Here is a 14,501-nt window from a genome sequence, read left to right as displayed (position 1 = left end):
TATATCTCACAGATCGACTGGCAGCGTCCAACCTAGTGCACGGGGGCAGCATACCAAATCGATATATTACGCCTTCTTGGCAAGAAGATCGCGAATCTCGGTCAACAGCACCTCTTCCTTGGTAGGCGCCGCCGGCGGCGCGGGCTGCTCGGCGGCCTTGCGACGCAACCGGTTGATGCCCTTGACCACCAGGAACAGGATCCACGCCACAATCAGGAAATTGATGACGATAGTAAGGAAGTTGCCATAAGCGAACACCGCTCCCTGCTCCCGCGCCGCCGCCAGCGAGTTGGCGGTGACGTTGGAAGAGAGGCCGATGAAATAGTTCGAGAAGTCGAGGCCGCCGAGGATCGCGCCGACCATCGGCATGAACAGGTCGGAAACCACCGATTCGACGATCCGGCCGAAAGCCGCGCCGATGATGACACCGACCGCGAGGTCGACGACATTGCCTTTCACGGCAAATTCGCGGAACTCGTTCAGCACCTTGGACATCTCAGATTCCCCTCGCGATTCGCCGTCTCTCGCGCGAAGTCTGTCGCGCGCCTCCCATGCCGGCAAGCTGTCTTTGGGCCAAGCCGGCGCCGCTTGCCGATGAGGCACGCGCGAGCGCATAAGTAGCACGTTCGCAGTTCCGTTCGGAGACCCCATGCTTCAGGCCTGGGTCATCATCGCCGTCGCCCTAGTCTATATCGGCTTTCTGTTCGCCGTGGCGAGCTTTGGCGATCGCCGCCTGCCGCGCGCGCCCAAGGGACAGGGCCGGCCCTATATCTACGCGCTGTCGCTCGCGGTCTATTGCACCTCGTGGACCTTCTTCGGCTCGGTAGGCCTCGCCACCACGCAGGGGCTGAACTTCCTCACCATCTATATCGGGCCGATGCTGGTCTTCGCCTTCGGCGCGCCGTTCCTGCTGCGGCTGGTGCGCCTCGCCAAAGCCCAGAACATCACCTCGATCGCCGACTTCATCGCGGCCCGCTACGGCAAGAGCCAGGGCGTCGCGGCGCTGGTCGCGCTGGTCGCGATCCTCGGCTCGCTGCCCTATATCGCCCTGCAGCTCAAGGCGGTGTCCGGCTCGCTGGTGGCGATGCTCGGCGATTTCGAGGGGCTCGGGCTGCACTACCCGGTCATCGGCGACCTCGCGCTGCTCGTGGCGGTCGCGATGGCGGTCTTCGCCGTGCTGTTCGGCACCCGCCATATCGACGCGACCGAGCATCAGGAAGGGCTGGTGCTGGCGGTGGCGACCGAGTCCATCGTCAAGCTGGTGAGCTTCCTCATCGTCGGCCTGTTCGTCACCTTCATCATGTTCGCCGGACCGTCGGACCTTCTGGCGAAGGCCGGGGAGAAGGGCGTGCTGCCGGTGCTGACCGACGGCTTCTCGCTCGGCGACTGGCTGGCGATGACCGTGCTGTCCTCGCTCGCCATCATCCTGCTGCCGCGCCAGTTCCACGTCGCCGTGGTCGAGAACACCTCGGAGCGCGAGATCCGCACCGCCTCCTGGCTGTTTCCGCTCTATCTGGTGCTGATCAACGTGTTCGTGGTGCCGATCGCCATTGCCGGCCTCGTCGCCTTCCCGCCCGGCTTCATTGATGGCGACATGTATGTGCTGGCCCTGCCGCTCTCGGTCGGGGCCAAGTCCATCGCGCTCATCGCCTTTGTCGGCGGCCTGTCGGCGGCGACCGCCATGGTCATCGTCGAGACCATCGCGCTGGCGGTTATGGTGTCGAACGACATCTTCATGCCGCTGATGGTGCGCGGCCGGCGCACCGGCACGGATGACGGCGGACCGGCCAATGATGGCGCGGCCTCGCCCCCGCGCGACATGGGCTACATGCTGCTCACCGTCCGGCGCATCGCGATCTTCGCGATCCTGCTGCTGGCCTATCTGTATTACCGCGTCACCGGCGAGGCGCAGCTCGCGCAGATCGGCCTGCTCTCCTTCGCCGCCGTCGCCCAGTTCGGCCCGGCGCTGCTGCTCGGCCTCATCTGGCGCCGCGGCACCGCGCTCGGCGCCATTGCCGGAATCGCGGCGGGCGTCGCGGTCTGGGCTTACACGCTGCTCCTGCCGAGCCTGGTGGAATCCGGCCTGTTTACCCAGGGCCTGCTTGCGGAAGGGCCGTTCGCGGTGCATTGGCTGCGCCCGCAATCGCTGTTCGGGCTCCACGCCTCGCCGCTGACCCATGGCGTGGCGTGGAGCCTGTCGATCAATTTCATCGTGTTCATCGGCGCCTCGCTGCTGCGCCAGCCCGCCCCGATCGAGCGGCTGCAGGCCAGCGTGTTCGTCGAGGCGGACCGCTCGCCCTCCGCGCCCTCGTTCCGGCTATGGCGCTCGCCGGTCACGGTCGGCGAACTCATCGGCACGGTGGCGCGCTATCTCGGCGAGGACCGCACACGCGCCTCGTTCGAAAGCGTGGCGGCGATGCGCGGACTGTCGCTGGAGCCCGGCCGGGAGGCGGATTTCCAGCTCATCCGCTATGCCGAGCACCTTCTGGCCTCCGCCATCGGCGCGGCCTCCTCGCGCCTCGTGCTGTCGCTGATGCTGCGCAAGCGGACCGTCTCGACCAAGGCGGCGCTGAAGCTGCTGGACGACGCCTCCGCCGCCATCCAGTACAACCGCGAAATCCTGCAGACCGCGCTCGACCATGTGCGCCAGGGCATCGCGGTGTTCGACCGCGACCTCCGGCTGATCTGCTGGAACCGCCAGTTCGGCGACATGCTCGACCTGCCCTCCGAGCTGGTGCGGATCGGCGTCGGCATCGACCACATATTGCGCTTCAACGCGGTGAGCGGGCTGTTCGGCCCCGGTCCGGTCGAGGAGATCGTCCGCGAGAAGCTCAGCCGCTACGCCCGGCGCAACGTGACCTTCCAGGAGCGGCTGTCACCGCGCGGCGTGGTGATGGAGGTGCGCGTCAACACCATGCCCGATGGCGGCGTGGTGGTGACCTTCACCGACATCACCGCGACGGTGGAGGCCGCCGAGGCGCTGGAGCGCGCCAACGAGACACTGGAGCGCCGTGTGAAGGAGCGCACCAAGGCGCTGGAGAACCTCAACGCCCAGCTCGCCCAGGCCAAGGCGGCCGCGGACGAGGCCAACATCTCCAAGACCCGCTTCCTCGCCGCCGCCAGCCACGACATTCTCCAGCCGCTCAATGCCGCCCGCCTCTACGCCACCAGCCTCGTCGAGCGCGACACCCGCGGCGAGGAGGGCCGGCTGGCGCACAATGTCGATGCCTCGCTGGAGGCGGTGGAGGAAATCCTCGGCGCGCTGCTCGACATTTCCCGCCTCGACGCCGGCGCCATGAAGCCGGAGATCGCGCCATTCCGTCTCGACGAGATCTTCCGCCAGCTTGAACTGGAATTCGCGCCGCTGGCCAAGGAAAAGGGGCTGCGCCTCACCTTCATGCCGACCAGCGCGGCGGTACGCTCCGATCGTCGCCTGTTGCGCCGGCTGTTGCAGAACCTCGTCTCCAACGCCATCAAATACACCCCGCAGGGCCGGGTACTGATCGGCGTGCGGCACAGGCGCGGCCGGGTGCGGGTGGAGGTGCTGGACACCGGCGTCGGCGTGCCGCCCTCCAAGCAGAAGCTGATCTTCAAGGAATTCCAGCGGCTGGACCAGGGCGCCAAGGCCGCGCGCGGGCTGGGGCTAGGGCTCTCCATCGTCGAACGGCTGGCCCGCGTGCTCGACCACCCGCTCCAGCTCGCCTCGACGCCCGGACGCGGCACCACGTTCACGGTCGACGTGCCCTCCGCCCCACCGATCCCGGCGCTGGAGCGCCACTCCCCGCCGGCCGCCGCGCCCGCCGGGACGCTGACCGGGCTAAACGTGCTGTGCATCGACAACGACCCCGCCATCCTCGACGGCATGGAGACGCTGCTGACCGGCTGGGGCTGCCGGGTGATCAAGGCCTCGGAAGTGGGCGAGGCGCTGGCGACCCTGCGCGAGAAAAGGCTGCGGCCGGACGCGCTGCTGATCGACTACCACCTCGACGACAATGACGGCATCGAAGCCACCAAGCATCTGCGCTGGAAGCTGGGCCAATCGCTGCCCGCCGCGCTCATCACCGCCGACCGGTCGCGGCGGGTGCGCGACACCGCGCGCGAGACCGAGATGGAGGTGCTGAACAAGCCGGTGCGCCCGGCCGCGCTGCGGGCCCTGTTGGCGCAGTGGCGCGCGATGCGGATCGCCGCCGAATAGGGGCGGCCGGCGCCTGCGGCGAGGCTCGCGCCCGTCAGGGCTGCATCACCACAGAGGCGCCGACCCTCACGCGGGCGTAGAGGTCGATGATGTCGTCATTATGCATGCGCACGCACCCATAGGAGGCGAAGGTGCCGATCGACTTCGGCGCATTGGTGCCGTGGATCGCATATTGTCCGCCGCCGGAGAGCGTCATCGCGCGCGCGCCCATCGGGTTGGACGGCGCACCGCCGGGGATGACGTCCGGCAGCTTCGGATTGTCGCGTCGGATTTCCTCTGGAGGAGACCAGGCCGGCTCGACATATTTGGCGTCGATCCTCACGGCCCCGCTCCACTGCTTGCCGCGGCGGCCGACGGCGACCGGATAGCGGATGGCCTGGCCGTCGCCGACCAGCAGATAGAGCTTGCGCTCCTTGGTTTTCACCACGATCGTGCCGGGGCGCAGGCCCTCATCCTTGAACGGCACCGTCTCGCGCGCCTGGCCCGGCGCGGCGGCGATGAAGGTGGCGAGCAAAGCGGCAACGCAGAACAGGCGGCGGCGTGACATGGCACTTCCCGTCAAGGACAAGGCGCGGTGATTACGGCAGGGTCTTCAGGCGGTCCGGCCGTGCCGGCCTTTCCCAGCCGCCGATTTCGTCCAAGGAGGCGGATCGAGGCAATACCCAAGTGCCATGGGGTGCGTGGAAACCGCTGAACGCGCGCCATTTTTGCCACATCATAAAAAAACCCAATGTCAGGTTGCATGTTTGCGGCCGGCGCAATTGCGCAGACGATGGCGCCATGTATCCATATTGTGCCGTGGAAATATTCGGTGAGCCGGCTGGCGGGGATCGTTGGGCCGGAGACTATTAGGGGAATACCAATGCTGAAGTCGTTTCTTGTGATCTCGTCCTCCCTGGCCATGATCGGCGCCGCCCTGGCCGCCGACCTGCCCCAGCCCCAGCCGGTTCCGGTCGAAGCTGCTCCGATCGGCAAGGCGCCGGTTGGCAAGGCTCCGGTTGGCAAGGCTCCCGAGCCGATCGTCACCAAGGGCTGATAAAGCCTTTCGGAACCGGATACGGCATCCGTTTCCGACCTTCGCGGCGGCCCCTCAACAGGCTGCCGCGAAGGTCGCTTAATGCCGCCGCTTTAGTCATGATGTCTGGACGAGGTGTTGCCATGAAAGTCTCTCCGGAGGCAGGAATGCGCGACCTTTTTGTTGTTGCGTTAAGTGCCGTCTGTTTCCTTGCCGTGCCGGGTCTTCCCGCCAGCGCATCGACACAGGGGGCCGAAGGCTTGTCGCAACAGGCGACGGCCGCCTCGCGCCGGACCCAGGCCCAGCTGCCTCTGGTGGCGCCACGGCCCCCGGACCCGGAACTGATGAGCCCCACCGGCGACCTGGTGCCGGGTCCCTATTACGTGGATTTCCGTGCCCGCACCGCCGCATCTTACGGCCATGCCTTCACCTGGTTCGGCAAGTCGACGCAGCGTGAGGTCGATGTCGCCGGCCTTCACCCGGCCACTGACAGCGTCGTGCCTTATCTTCTCGGCCACGTCATGTGGGTGAAGTCCGAAACCGGCGCGAGCTATGGCGACCTCGACGAGCAATATCTGACGGCGAATTATCGGGTGTACCTCTCCGCCGAGGATGCGCCGAAGGTGTTCGCTTATATTCGCAAGCTCCAGGCAACCACGCCGTTCTGGAACGCGGGCACCACCAACTGCATCTGGTTCATCGGCCAGATCGCGGACTATATGGGCCTCAAGACTCCCTCGCAGTTCATGTCGCCCGAGGAATATGTCAACGAGCTCAAGAAGGTGAACAACGGCGTGCAGATGGCGCACCTCGCGCCGTCGCAATAGCGACACGTCCCGAGCCGCTGAGCGCGACGGACGTGCTCTCCGTTGCGCGGCCTCGGCTTCTCAGACCGAATTGAGCCGAATCGTCTGGCGCGATCACCGCATGCGCAAGCAACTGGACGGGCCGGCCTAGAGTGCCCGCGGCGCTCTACTGCGACGGGCTGTCAGGCAGCCGGACGCGTCCCGCCGTTCGACCTTATCCCAAAGCTTCCCGGCCTTCGGACATGTCGCGTTCGTCCCCCGCCGCCAACAGACGGGCGGCGCCAACGCTTGCATCGATGTCCGTCACCCCATGACATCGCGAGAATGTCATCGCCGCCAAGGGCGTGCGAACTCTTCCGGTCGGGTCGCGCCCATGGCTGGCGCGTTCCGCGTTGCGACGCAGGGGGCCAGCGAAGGGATGGAGAAGAAAACTCGCCGCAATTCAGCGCTCGACGCAGGAGGCCGCGTTCAGCAACCACGACGAAGCGCGGCGCCAAAGCCCCCACCCTGCCGAAGCACACGCTCAGCCCGCCGCCTGCGCCCAGGTACCGCCTTCGATCTTGGACGCGGCGATCACCGCCTGGGTGCGGCTCTCCACGCCCAGCTTCTGCAGGATCGCCGAGACATGCGCCTTCACCGTCGCCTCGGAAACCCCAAGTTCATAGGCGATCTGCTTGTTCAGCAGCCCTTCGGACAGCATCATCAGCACCCGCACCTGCTGCGGGGTCAGCGTGGCGAGGCGGGCCACCAGCGCCTTGGTCTCACGATCGCCGTCGGTGGTGAGGTCGATATCGGGCGGCGTCCAGACCCGGCCTTCCAGCACCGCGGCCACGGCCTCGCGCATGGTATCGACCGCGCTGGTCTTGGGAATGAAGCCGGACGCGCCGAACTCCATGCAGTGGCGGATCACCCCGGCCTCTTCATTGGCCGAGACCACCACCACCGGAATGCCGGGATATTGGGCGCGCAGATACATCAGGCCGGAAAAGCCGCGCACGCCGGGCATGGTCAGGTCCAGCAGCACGAGGTCGATATCGTCCTCGCGCTCGAGCAGCGCCTGGAGATCCTCGAAGCCGCCCGCCTCGAACAGCTCGACCGCCGGAAACTGCCGCAGCACCGCCTCTCGCAACGCGCCCCGGAACAGCGGATGATCATCGGCGATCGCCAGCCGAAAACTCGTCGTCGTGTCCACCTTGCAGCGGCCCTTTCCACTGGCGCGGGCACGTGATCCATGCCGTTGCCCTTACCTATACGCCCTTCGTCGCATTTGCGCGCGCAAATCATGGTTCTCTCGACCACCACACGCAAGCGCCGCTCCACGCGACCGGTACCGCGCATGGCTGTCATGACGACCTTTAGTTACCATCGCCGACAAACGCCACCACCAATTCGCGCCGATGCGGCCGCGCCCGGTGCTCGATCAGGTAAATACCCTGCCAGGTGCCCAATGCCATGCGCCCCGCCATCACCGGCACGGCGAGGCTGATGCCGGTCAGCACCGCCTTCACATGCGCCGGCATGTCGTCCGGTCCTTCCATGTGGTGCACCCAACCGCCGTCTTCCGGCGCCAGCCGGTCAAGCGCCGTGAGAAGGTCTATCCGCACATCCGGGTCGGCATTTTCCTGAATGGTGAGCGAGGCCGAGGTGTGCCGGCAGAACAGCGAGACCTCGCCATCGCCGGCGCCGATCCGCCCCAGAAATCGGGCAACTTCTTGGGTTAACTCGGTAAAACCTCGCCCGCGCGTCTCGATGACAAGGGGCGCCGTCACCCGGCGCGTCACCGTCGTTTCGCGGATCTCATCATAACGAAGGACGCTCATCGCGTGTTTCCCTATCCCTGGGTGCTGGACGAATGGCGGCGGCTGGTCTTGGATAGGCCATGCTCCGCCATGGATGCGAGCCTTACCGGGTGCCCTGCCGCGCCTGTCGCCCTTTCCGCTCCTGATACTCGCCGGAATCTGCCATGCCCGCCGCCGTGCTCAAGCTCGACCCCGCAATGTTCGATCCCGCCGCCATCGCTCCCGACACCCGCGCCATCAATGCCGGCATCATCAAAGCCCTCGGCGCGGTGCCGGACCGCTGGATCTACCCGATGGCCGTTCTGCGCAAGCTGAGGCTGGAAGGCAAGGGGCCGTTCCCTCTTGCCCCGGAAAGCCCGCTCGCGCAGGTCATCGAGATCGATGGCCCGCACGGCCCGGTACCGCTGCGCATCCTCACGCCGGACGCGCCGAAGGGCGTCTATCTGCACTTCCATGGCGGCGGCTGGTCGCTGGGGTCAGCGCGGGAGAATGATGGACTGAACCATCGCTTCGTCGAGCGCACCGGCTTTGCCGTGGTCTCGGTCGATTATCGCCTCGCGCCCGAGCATCCCTATCCCGCCGGGCCGGACGATTGCGAGGCCGCCGCGCTGTGGCTGGTGCGGGAGGGGCCGGCGCGGTTCGGCACCGAGCGCTTCGCCATTGGCGGCGAATCGGCGGGCGGCAATCTCGCGGTCTCCACGCTGCTGCGGCTGCGCGACCGCCACGGGCTCACGCCGTTCTGCGCGGCCAGCCTTCATGCCGGCTGCTACGATCTCGGCCTCACCCCGAGCGCGCGGCAATGGGGCGACGAGCCGCTGGTGCTCAACACCCGCGACATCAACGTCTTTGTCGGCCATTACCTGCGCGAGGGCGGCGATGTGGCGACGCCTGACATTTCCCCTCTTCATGGTGACCTTTCCGACCTGCCTCCGGCCCTGTTCACCGTGGGCACGCGCGATGCGCTGATGGACGACACGCTGTTCATGGCGCCGCGCTGGCTGGCGGCCGGAAACCGGACCGAGCTCGAAATATTTCCGGGAGGCTGCCACGTCTTCATCGGCTTCCCCGGCACGCTGGCCGATGCCGCGCTGGCGCGCATTCACGGCTTCATCTCCGCCGCGTGAACATTGCGGCGAAAGCGCGGATCAGAGCTGTTCCCCGCGGGGAGGCTCCTCGCGCAGCCGGTCCACCATCTCCTTGAAGCGACGGAAGGCGTAGTCCGCCATATCCATGGCCTGATCCATCGCGGCACGCAGCCTGGTCCTCTCCTCTTCCGGCGTCTCCGGCTTGCCGGCCTGCGGAGGAATGGGCGGCGTTGCGTCGGGCGGCGTACCGGGCACCGGGACCGGCGGGGCCATGATGTCGGGCACGCCGGGCTTCTCCAGCGTGGCGATGCGAGCCTGCAGCCGCGCGATCTCTGCTTCCAGCGCCGCGCGATCCTCGGGCACCGCCTCGCACACCCAGTCCGTGGCGGCGGCCGGCACGCCGCGCGCGTGGCAGAACGACATCGCACCGCTGCGTGTGTCGAGCTTGAGGATGCCGCCCTCGACCGGCTGCATGGTGAAACGTCCCTCACCGGCCGGCGCCTGGGTCTTGCTATCGACTTGCGCCTTGGTATCGACCTGAGCCTGCGCACCGGCTCCGGTCATTACCAGGCCGACACCGAGGCAGACGGCCCCGGCCCGACAGTGATGTACCAAGCGTGAGATCATCGGCGGCCCTCCCGGTCGGAGCGGGTGCCACCGGCCATCATGGCGTGAACGGCGCCCGCCCGCTGGTCAACGCGGCATCGAGCAGATGGATCCGATCCTGGCCCCAGAATACCTCGCCGTCGAGCACATAGGCGGGCGAGCCGAACACATCCGCCGCGACCGCGGCATCGTGATTTGCCTGATAGATCACCGCGACCTTCTCGCTCGACGCCTCATCAAGAAGTCGCGCTGGCAGGGCAAGCTCGGCGAGTATGCCCGCCAATGCCGCAGGATCCGCCATGTTCTCGTTGCGCTGCCAGATGCCGGAACACAGCCGCGCCACCAGGGCCGATACATCGTGACCGCTCTCGATCGCCGCGATCACCAGCCCGTCGGCGAGCGCCGGATTGAAAGGCCAATGTTCGGGCGAAATGTTGAAATCAATGCCGCGCGCCTCCCGCCACCGCTTCAGTTCGACCAGCCGGTAACGCTGGCGCGCGGGATGGCGCTTGGCCAGCGGCAGGCCGCCGGTCTGCGAGAAGAGTTCGCCCAGGAACACCGGCCGGAACGAAACGCGCACATCATGGCGCCGCGCTACGTCGAGAAAGGCGTCGTGACCGAGGAACGCCCACGGGCTGACGACGGAGAAGTAATAGTCGATATGACGGGACATGGACGCGGCGCTCGGCAATGACGGAAGGTGACGGTCCGTCACGCTAAACGGTCCGTCCCTCGCCGGAAAGTCCGGCCGCCATCCTCTCCCCGCAAAACAAAACGGCACCCTAAAGTCGCCGCATGCCCGCAAATGAAAACGGCGCCCGAAGGCGCCGCTTATCTCTCACCTTGCCAGCGCTCAGGCGGCGGCGCGGACCGGGAAAGCCGCGATCATCTGGCGAAGCTCGCCGATCGCCTCTTCCACTTCGCGCTTCTGCTGCTCCAGCAGGCCGAGCTGCTCGACGCATTTCTCGCGGGTCAAGGCGAGGCCGCCGGCCGGCACCGGGCCACCCTCGCGCAGCGCCACCATCGACTTGATCTCGGCAAGGGTGAAGCCGAGCTTCTTGCCCTTGAGGATGATGGCGAGGCGGGCGCGCTCGGCGGCGCTGTAGAGCCGGGTCAGGCCTTCGCGGCGCGGCGACAGCAGGCCCTTGTCCTCATAGAAGCGCAGGGCGCGCAGGGTGATGTCGAACTCGCGGGCGAGGTCGCCAATGGTAAACAGCTCCGTCTCGCCCGTGGCGGAAACAGAAGCGTCAAGCGAGCGGTCTGCCTCAAAGGAGGTAAAATCCATAATGGCAACTCCGGTGGTGACGGGGAAGGTCAGCGTCGTTGCCATGAACTGTACGGGCGCAGTTGCCCTAGCGGGAGAAACTCGCACCCTCCCTTAGGGCAACTTACTGTTAAATGAAAAATCAAAGATCTGATTCTATTAGAGAAAATTGAATTCCGCCGGCACAGCCCACCCCGTCGCGATCTTACGTTCCGGCAGGCTATATCGCTCGTCGCCATGCTGCCGCCATGAAATCCGGCGCAAATCACCCACGCGCCTGGACCGTGGCATGTTGCTTTGCGGCGGGCCCGATGGCCGCGCTCGGCGTCCCATGCGCTGCCACGCTCTTGCGGCATTAACGCCACATTTACCAAAAATCGAAAGAGTTGCCCTCGGTAGCTTCCAGCGCTCTTCCGGCGATTCCCGCCGCGTGCAGCGCCCGACGCGACGGAGAAAACGGTGAGGCAGCAAGCCCCCACTTCCACCGGGCAGATTTCAACGGAAGCCTGGACCGCGATGCGTGACGCCGCGCAGCAGGCCGGCCTTCCGCTCGACCAGTGGCTGCGGGCGCAACTGTTCGGCGCACAGGCACTTGTCGCCGACGCCGCATCGCCGGGAACCCCCGGCAGCGTCGCCGACCTGCATCGACGCGTGCAGGAGCTCGCCAGCCAGATCGAGCAACTCGCCGACCGCGCCGCGCCGGCTCAGGCCCCCATGCCGGCGCCTGCTCCTGCGCGCGCTCAAGCCCATTCGCCGGCCGCCTATGCCGAGGCCAAGCTCGACGCCGCGATCCGTCACATCAATGAGCGCATGAGCGAGATCGCAAACCCCCGCCCCCGCGCCGCCGAGAGCCCGGCCAACGGGGCGCAGGCCCCGCGTCCCGAGCTGCGCCCGTCCGACCCGCTGTCATCGGCGAGCTTCGGGCGCCAGCTCGACGAGATCATGCGCGCGCCGGAAACCGCTGCATTTTCGCGCGATGAACCTTCTTACGATCCGCGCTCCCACGAACCGCCATCCGTGACGCCCGAGGGCATCGAGGCGGCAGTCGCGGAAATCGCTGCGCGCCAGAGCGAACTCGACGAGGTCGCCAGCCGCCGCAGCGCACGGGAATACGCGACGCGCGAGCCGCTTCCCCCTGAGCCCGCCTTCCTCCAGCCGATGACGCCCCAGCCCGCGCAGCCTGACGCATCGGCCTATCCGAGGCTGCCCCGCGCGCCGCGGCCCGACATGGCGCTCGAGCGTCCCACTCCGCTGGCCGAGAAGCTGGCAAGGACGGAAGCGTCCAGTCCGCCGGTGGCAAACGAGGCGCTGGCGGCATTGCAGCAGGACCTCGCGCAGATGCGCGGCGCGCTCGACGAACTCGCGCCGCGCCGCGCGGTGGCCGAGCTGCAGCGCACCGTCGCCAGCCTCGCCGAGCGCGTGGACCGCAGCGGCGCGGCCAATGACGATATCAAGACCACGCTCGGCACGCTGCGCGAGACCATCGGCGCGCTGCGCCTGCCCGAGCACGGCGCGGTGGTCACCGGCCGTATCGATACACTGGCGCGCAAGATCGACATTCTGAACGCCAAGGCAATCGACGCCTCCACCATCACCCGACTTCAGGCTCAGTCCTCGGAAATCCGCGACCTGCTCGCGCACACGCTCTCGGCGGAATCGGTGCAGCGCCTGGCGGAGCAGGTAGCGATGCTGGCCGGCAAGATCGCCGACCTGTCCGGCGCGCAGGAAACCATGATGCGCGCGCTGGTCACACCGCTGGAGCGGCGGCTCGACCGCATCGCCGATCGTATCGAGACCCATGCCAAGCCACCGGCGATTCCGGTCGACGACATCTTCCGCCGGCTGGACGCCATCCAGCTCAATCTCGCCAGCGTGCGCCGCGAGCCGCCGGCGGGCATGGACGCGATGTTCCAGGGCTTGACCGAACGCCTCACGCGCATCGAGCGTCCGGCGGTGACGCCTGATCCTGCCACCAGCCAGCAATTCGAGGCGCTCAGCCACCAGATCGCGGCGCTGGCGGCCAAGCTCGACACCGCCAACGCTCCGGCCACCGAGATCGCCGGACAGATTTCGGGGCAACTCTCGGGCATTGAGCGCACGCTGAACGACCTGTTCCTCCAGGTCGAGGAAACCCGCGCCACCATACTTGCCGGGTCCGGCCCGGTGCCGCGCACACCCGGCCCCTCCGGCTCCGGCTTCCACACCGCTCCTGCGCCCGGCGCGGCGCTGCTGAAGCGCGAGATCGCGACCATCGAGGCGAGCCGCGCCTCGGCGGCAGCCGGCATGGCCCCGACCTCACTCACGGCGCCGGCTCCCCGAGTTGCCGCCGCAACGCACGAGGCCTTCGAGCCGCAGATGATGCGGGCCGCGCTCGATGAGCTGGTTCGCGTCGCCGCGGCTCCCGCCCCGGAATCCGAGCGCCACGCCGCCATACCGGCCCCCGCCGTGGCGCCGGCCGCGACGCCCGCCCCGGCCCGGCCGCAGGTCCAGCCTCAAGCCGAGCCCGGGCGCGCGGCCGCGCCGCATGTCGCCCCCGAACCTGCCGCCGCCGCACCCATCGCGGGCGGGCTTGCCGACGAACCGGGCGGGCCGGTCGACCTCGACGTGCTCTATCCCGTCTCGCAGGTGCCTGAGGCGGTGAATGACGATGGCGCCCCGGCCCGCGTGGAGTTCATCGCCCGGGCCCGCCGCGCCGCGCAGAGCGCCGCGCCGGTGCTGCCGTCGAGCCACCACCATATCGGCCACCGCCAGCATCGCGAACGGCCTGCGCGCTGGTTTGCCCGCATCCGCGCCATGCTGCTGATCGGCCTCTGCGGTTCCGCGCTGGCTTTCGGCTCGTGGCATCTGCTGGGCGCCATGCGGCAGGCGCAGCTTCAGGCCAATGGCGGCGGCGGCGCCCCGGCGATGACGGCGCGCACCCAGCCGACGCCGGGCATGCCGTCGCTGGCGCCGGGCGACATCACCGGCTCGATCGGCAAGGCCGCGCCCAAGGTGGCGCCGGTTGCGCCCGCCCCGGCCCCAGCCGCACCGCAGCCGTCCAGCATGTCGCAGCCGGCGGAGCTTCCCGGTAGCATCGGCAGCCCGGGACTGCGCGCCGCCGCGCTCTCCGGCGACCCCGGCGCGGCCTACGAGATCGCGCATCGTTTCATGGAAGGCTCCGGCGTGCCGGCCAGCGTCGCGCGCGCCGCCGAATGGTTCCAATATGCCGCGGCGCAGGGCTCCGTGCCGGCGGCCTACCGTCTCGCTGCGATCTATGAGAAGGGCATGGCCGATGTGCCGCGCGACGTCGCGCGCGCCCGGCAGCTCTATGAACAGGCCGCGACCGGCGGCAATGTCCGCGCCATGCACAATCTCGGCGTGCTACTGGCGGCCGGCGTCGACGGCCAGCCGGATTACCGCAGCGCCGCCGAATGGTTCACCCGCGCCGCCGAGCGCGGCGTGCGCGACAGCCAGTACAATCTCGCGGTGCTCTATGCGCGCGGCTTCGGGGTGACGACCAATCTGGCCGAGGCCTGGCAGTGGTTCTCTCTGGCTGCGTCCAGCGGCGATAACGAAGCCGCCGTGAAGCGCGACGAGGTTGCTCGCAAGATGGACGCCAAGTCGCTCGACGCCGCCCGCGCCTCGATCGAGGGCTGGGCACCGCTGATGGTCGACGCCAAGGCCAATAGCGGCTCGGGCATCGACCTCGACGCGTCGATCCCGCGCAAGACCGCCTCGCGCTGAGAGATCGG

12 protein-coding genes are annotated in these 14,501 nt (G+C 67.8%); 5 read left to right on the top strand and 7 right to left on the bottom strand.

From position 1 onward, the window contains the following. Positions 1-66 precede the first annotated feature (66 nt). Positions 67-495, bottom strand: a complete 429-nt coding sequence (gene mscL, locus MKI84_RS07695; RefSeq protein ID WP_241618159.1) for a large conductance mechanosensitive channel protein MscL — start codon at positions 493-495, stop codon at positions 67-69. Positions 496-649: 154 nt separating this feature from the next. Here mscL and MKI84_RS07690 point away from each other — a divergent pair, with 154 nt between their 5' ends. Beyond that, entirely contained in the window at positions 650-4,195 is a 3,546-nt protein-coding gene (locus MKI84_RS07690; RefSeq protein ID WP_241618157.1) for a PAS domain-containing hybrid sensor histidine kinase/response regulator, read from the top strand. 34 nt (positions 4,196-4,229) lie between these two features. Here the strand turns inward: MKI84_RS07690 and MKI84_RS07685 are convergent, their stop codons facing one another. Further along, positions 4,230-4,742, bottom strand: coding sequence for a L,D-transpeptidase (locus MKI84_RS07685; protein WP_241618153.1), 513 nt, complete (start codon positions 4,740-4,742; stop codon positions 4,230-4,232). A gap of 315 nt (positions 4,743-5,057) precedes the next feature. Here MKI84_RS07685 and MKI84_RS07680 point away from each other — a divergent pair, with 315 nt between their 5' ends. Continuing rightward, a complete protein-coding gene (locus tag MKI84_RS07680; protein WP_241618151.1) occupies positions 5,058-5,231 on the top strand; it encodes a hypothetical protein in 174 nt (57 codons plus the stop codon). 146 nt (positions 5,232-5,377) lie between these two features. Further along, positions 5,378-6,037 (top strand): hypothetical protein, encoded by a 660-nt coding sequence (locus tag MKI84_RS07675; RefSeq protein WP_425353811.1) that lies wholly within the window; start codon positions 5,378-5,380, stop codon positions 6,035-6,037. A 502-nt stretch (positions 6,038-6,539) separates the two neighbouring features. Here the strand turns inward: MKI84_RS07675 and MKI84_RS07670 are convergent. After that, positions 6,540-7,208, bottom strand: a complete 669-nt coding sequence (locus tag MKI84_RS07670; protein ID WP_241618148.1) for a response regulator — start codon at positions 7,206-7,208, stop codon at positions 6,540-6,542. Between the two features lie 163 nt (positions 7,209-7,371). Beyond that, a complete protein-coding gene (locus MKI84_RS07665; protein WP_241618146.1) occupies positions 7,372-7,836 on the bottom strand; it encodes a secondary thiamine-phosphate synthase enzyme YjbQ in 465 nt (154 codons plus the stop codon). Positions 7,837-7,979: 143 nt separating this feature from the next. Between MKI84_RS07665 and MKI84_RS07660 the strand changes: the two genes are divergently transcribed. Continuing rightward, complete coding sequence (locus tag MKI84_RS07660) at positions 7,980-8,939, top strand: alpha/beta hydrolase (RefSeq protein WP_241618143.1); 960 nt, start codon at positions 7,980-7,982, stop codon at positions 8,937-8,939. 21 nt (positions 8,940-8,960) lie between these two features. On the opposite strand, the gene MKI84_RS07655 is transcribed toward MKI84_RS07660, so the two are convergent. The 3 genes from MKI84_RS07655 to MKI84_RS07645 form a co-directional block, all read right to left on the bottom strand. Further along, positions 8,961-9,527 (bottom strand): hypothetical protein, encoded by a 567-nt coding sequence (locus tag MKI84_RS07655; protein ID WP_241618140.1) that lies wholly within the window; start codon positions 9,525-9,527, stop codon positions 8,961-8,963. Positions 9,528-9,564: 37 nt separating this feature from the next. Next, positions 9,565-10,179 carry a 2-hydroxychromene-2-carboxylate isomerase gene (locus MKI84_RS07650; protein ID WP_241618138.1) on the bottom strand — a complete coding sequence of 205 codons (615 nt, stop codon included), beginning with the start codon at positions 10,177-10,179 and terminating at the stop codon, positions 9,565-9,567. Positions 10,180-10,359: 180 nt separating this feature from the next. Beyond that, entirely contained in the window at positions 10,360-10,791 is a 432-nt protein-coding gene (locus MKI84_RS07645; protein ID WP_241618398.1) for a MerR family transcriptional regulator, read from the bottom strand. A 438-nt stretch (positions 10,792-11,229) separates the two neighbouring features. Here MKI84_RS07645 and MKI84_RS20765 point away from each other — a divergent pair, with 438 nt between their 5' ends. Next, the gene (locus tag MKI84_RS20765; RefSeq protein ID WP_241618136.1) at positions 11,230-14,493 is read left to right on the top strand and encodes a hypothetical protein; all 3,264 of its coding nucleotides are present in this window, start codon (positions 11,230-11,232) and stop codon (positions 14,491-14,493) included. The last annotated feature ends 8 nt before the right edge of the window (positions 14,494-14,501 follow it).

It is taken from the genome of Ancylobacter gelatini (assembly GCF_022601675.1).
In the GTDB taxonomy this organism is placed as follows: Bacteria; Pseudomonadota; Alphaproteobacteria; order Rhizobiales; family Xanthobacteraceae; genus Ancylobacter; species Ancylobacter gelatini.
Note: the sequence above shows the minus strand (reverse complement) of the source record. Positions and strands in the feature narration are given on the sequence as shown.

What these genes read in the sequence shown, in the direction of transcription:
- mscL (WP_241618159.1), bottom strand. Translation starts at nt 495, where the DNA reads ATGTCCAAGGTGCTGAACGAGTTCCGCGAATTTGCCGTGAAAGGCAAT.
- MKI84_RS07690 (WP_241618157.1), top strand. Translation starts at nt 650, where the DNA reads ATGCTTCAGGCCTGGGTCATCATCGCCGTCGCCCTAGTCTATATCGGC.
- MKI84_RS07685 (WP_241618153.1), bottom strand. Translation starts at nt 4,742, where the DNA reads ATGTCACGCCGCCGCCTGTTCTGCGTTGCCGCTTTGCTCGCCACCTTC.
- MKI84_RS07680 (WP_241618151.1), top strand. Translation starts at nt 5,058, where the DNA reads ATGCTGAAGTCGTTTCTTGTGATCTCGTCCTCCCTGGCCATGATCGGC.
- MKI84_RS07675 (WP_425353811.1), top strand. Translation starts at nt 5,378, where the DNA reads ATGCGCGACCTTTTTGTTGTTGCGTTAAGTGCCGTCTGTTTCCTTGCC.
- MKI84_RS07665 (WP_241618146.1), bottom strand. Translation starts at nt 7,836, where the DNA reads ATGAGCGTCCTTCGTTATGATGAGATCCGCGAAACGACGGTGACGCGC.
- MKI84_RS07660 (WP_241618143.1), top strand. Translation starts at nt 7,980, where the DNA reads ATGCCCGCCGCCGTGCTCAAGCTCGACCCCGCAATGTTCGATCCCGCC.
- MKI84_RS07655 (WP_241618140.1), bottom strand. Translation starts at nt 9,527, where the DNA reads ATGATCTCACGCTTGGTACATCACTGTCGGGCCGGGGCCGTCTGCCTC.
- MKI84_RS07650 (WP_241618138.1), bottom strand. Translation starts at nt 10,179, where the DNA reads ATGTCCCGTCATATCGACTATTACTTCTCCGTCGTCAGCCCGTGGGCG.
- MKI84_RS07645 (WP_241618398.1), bottom strand. Translation starts at nt 10,791, where the DNA reads ATGGATTTTACCTCCTTTGAGGCAGACCGCTCGCTTGACGCTTCTGTT.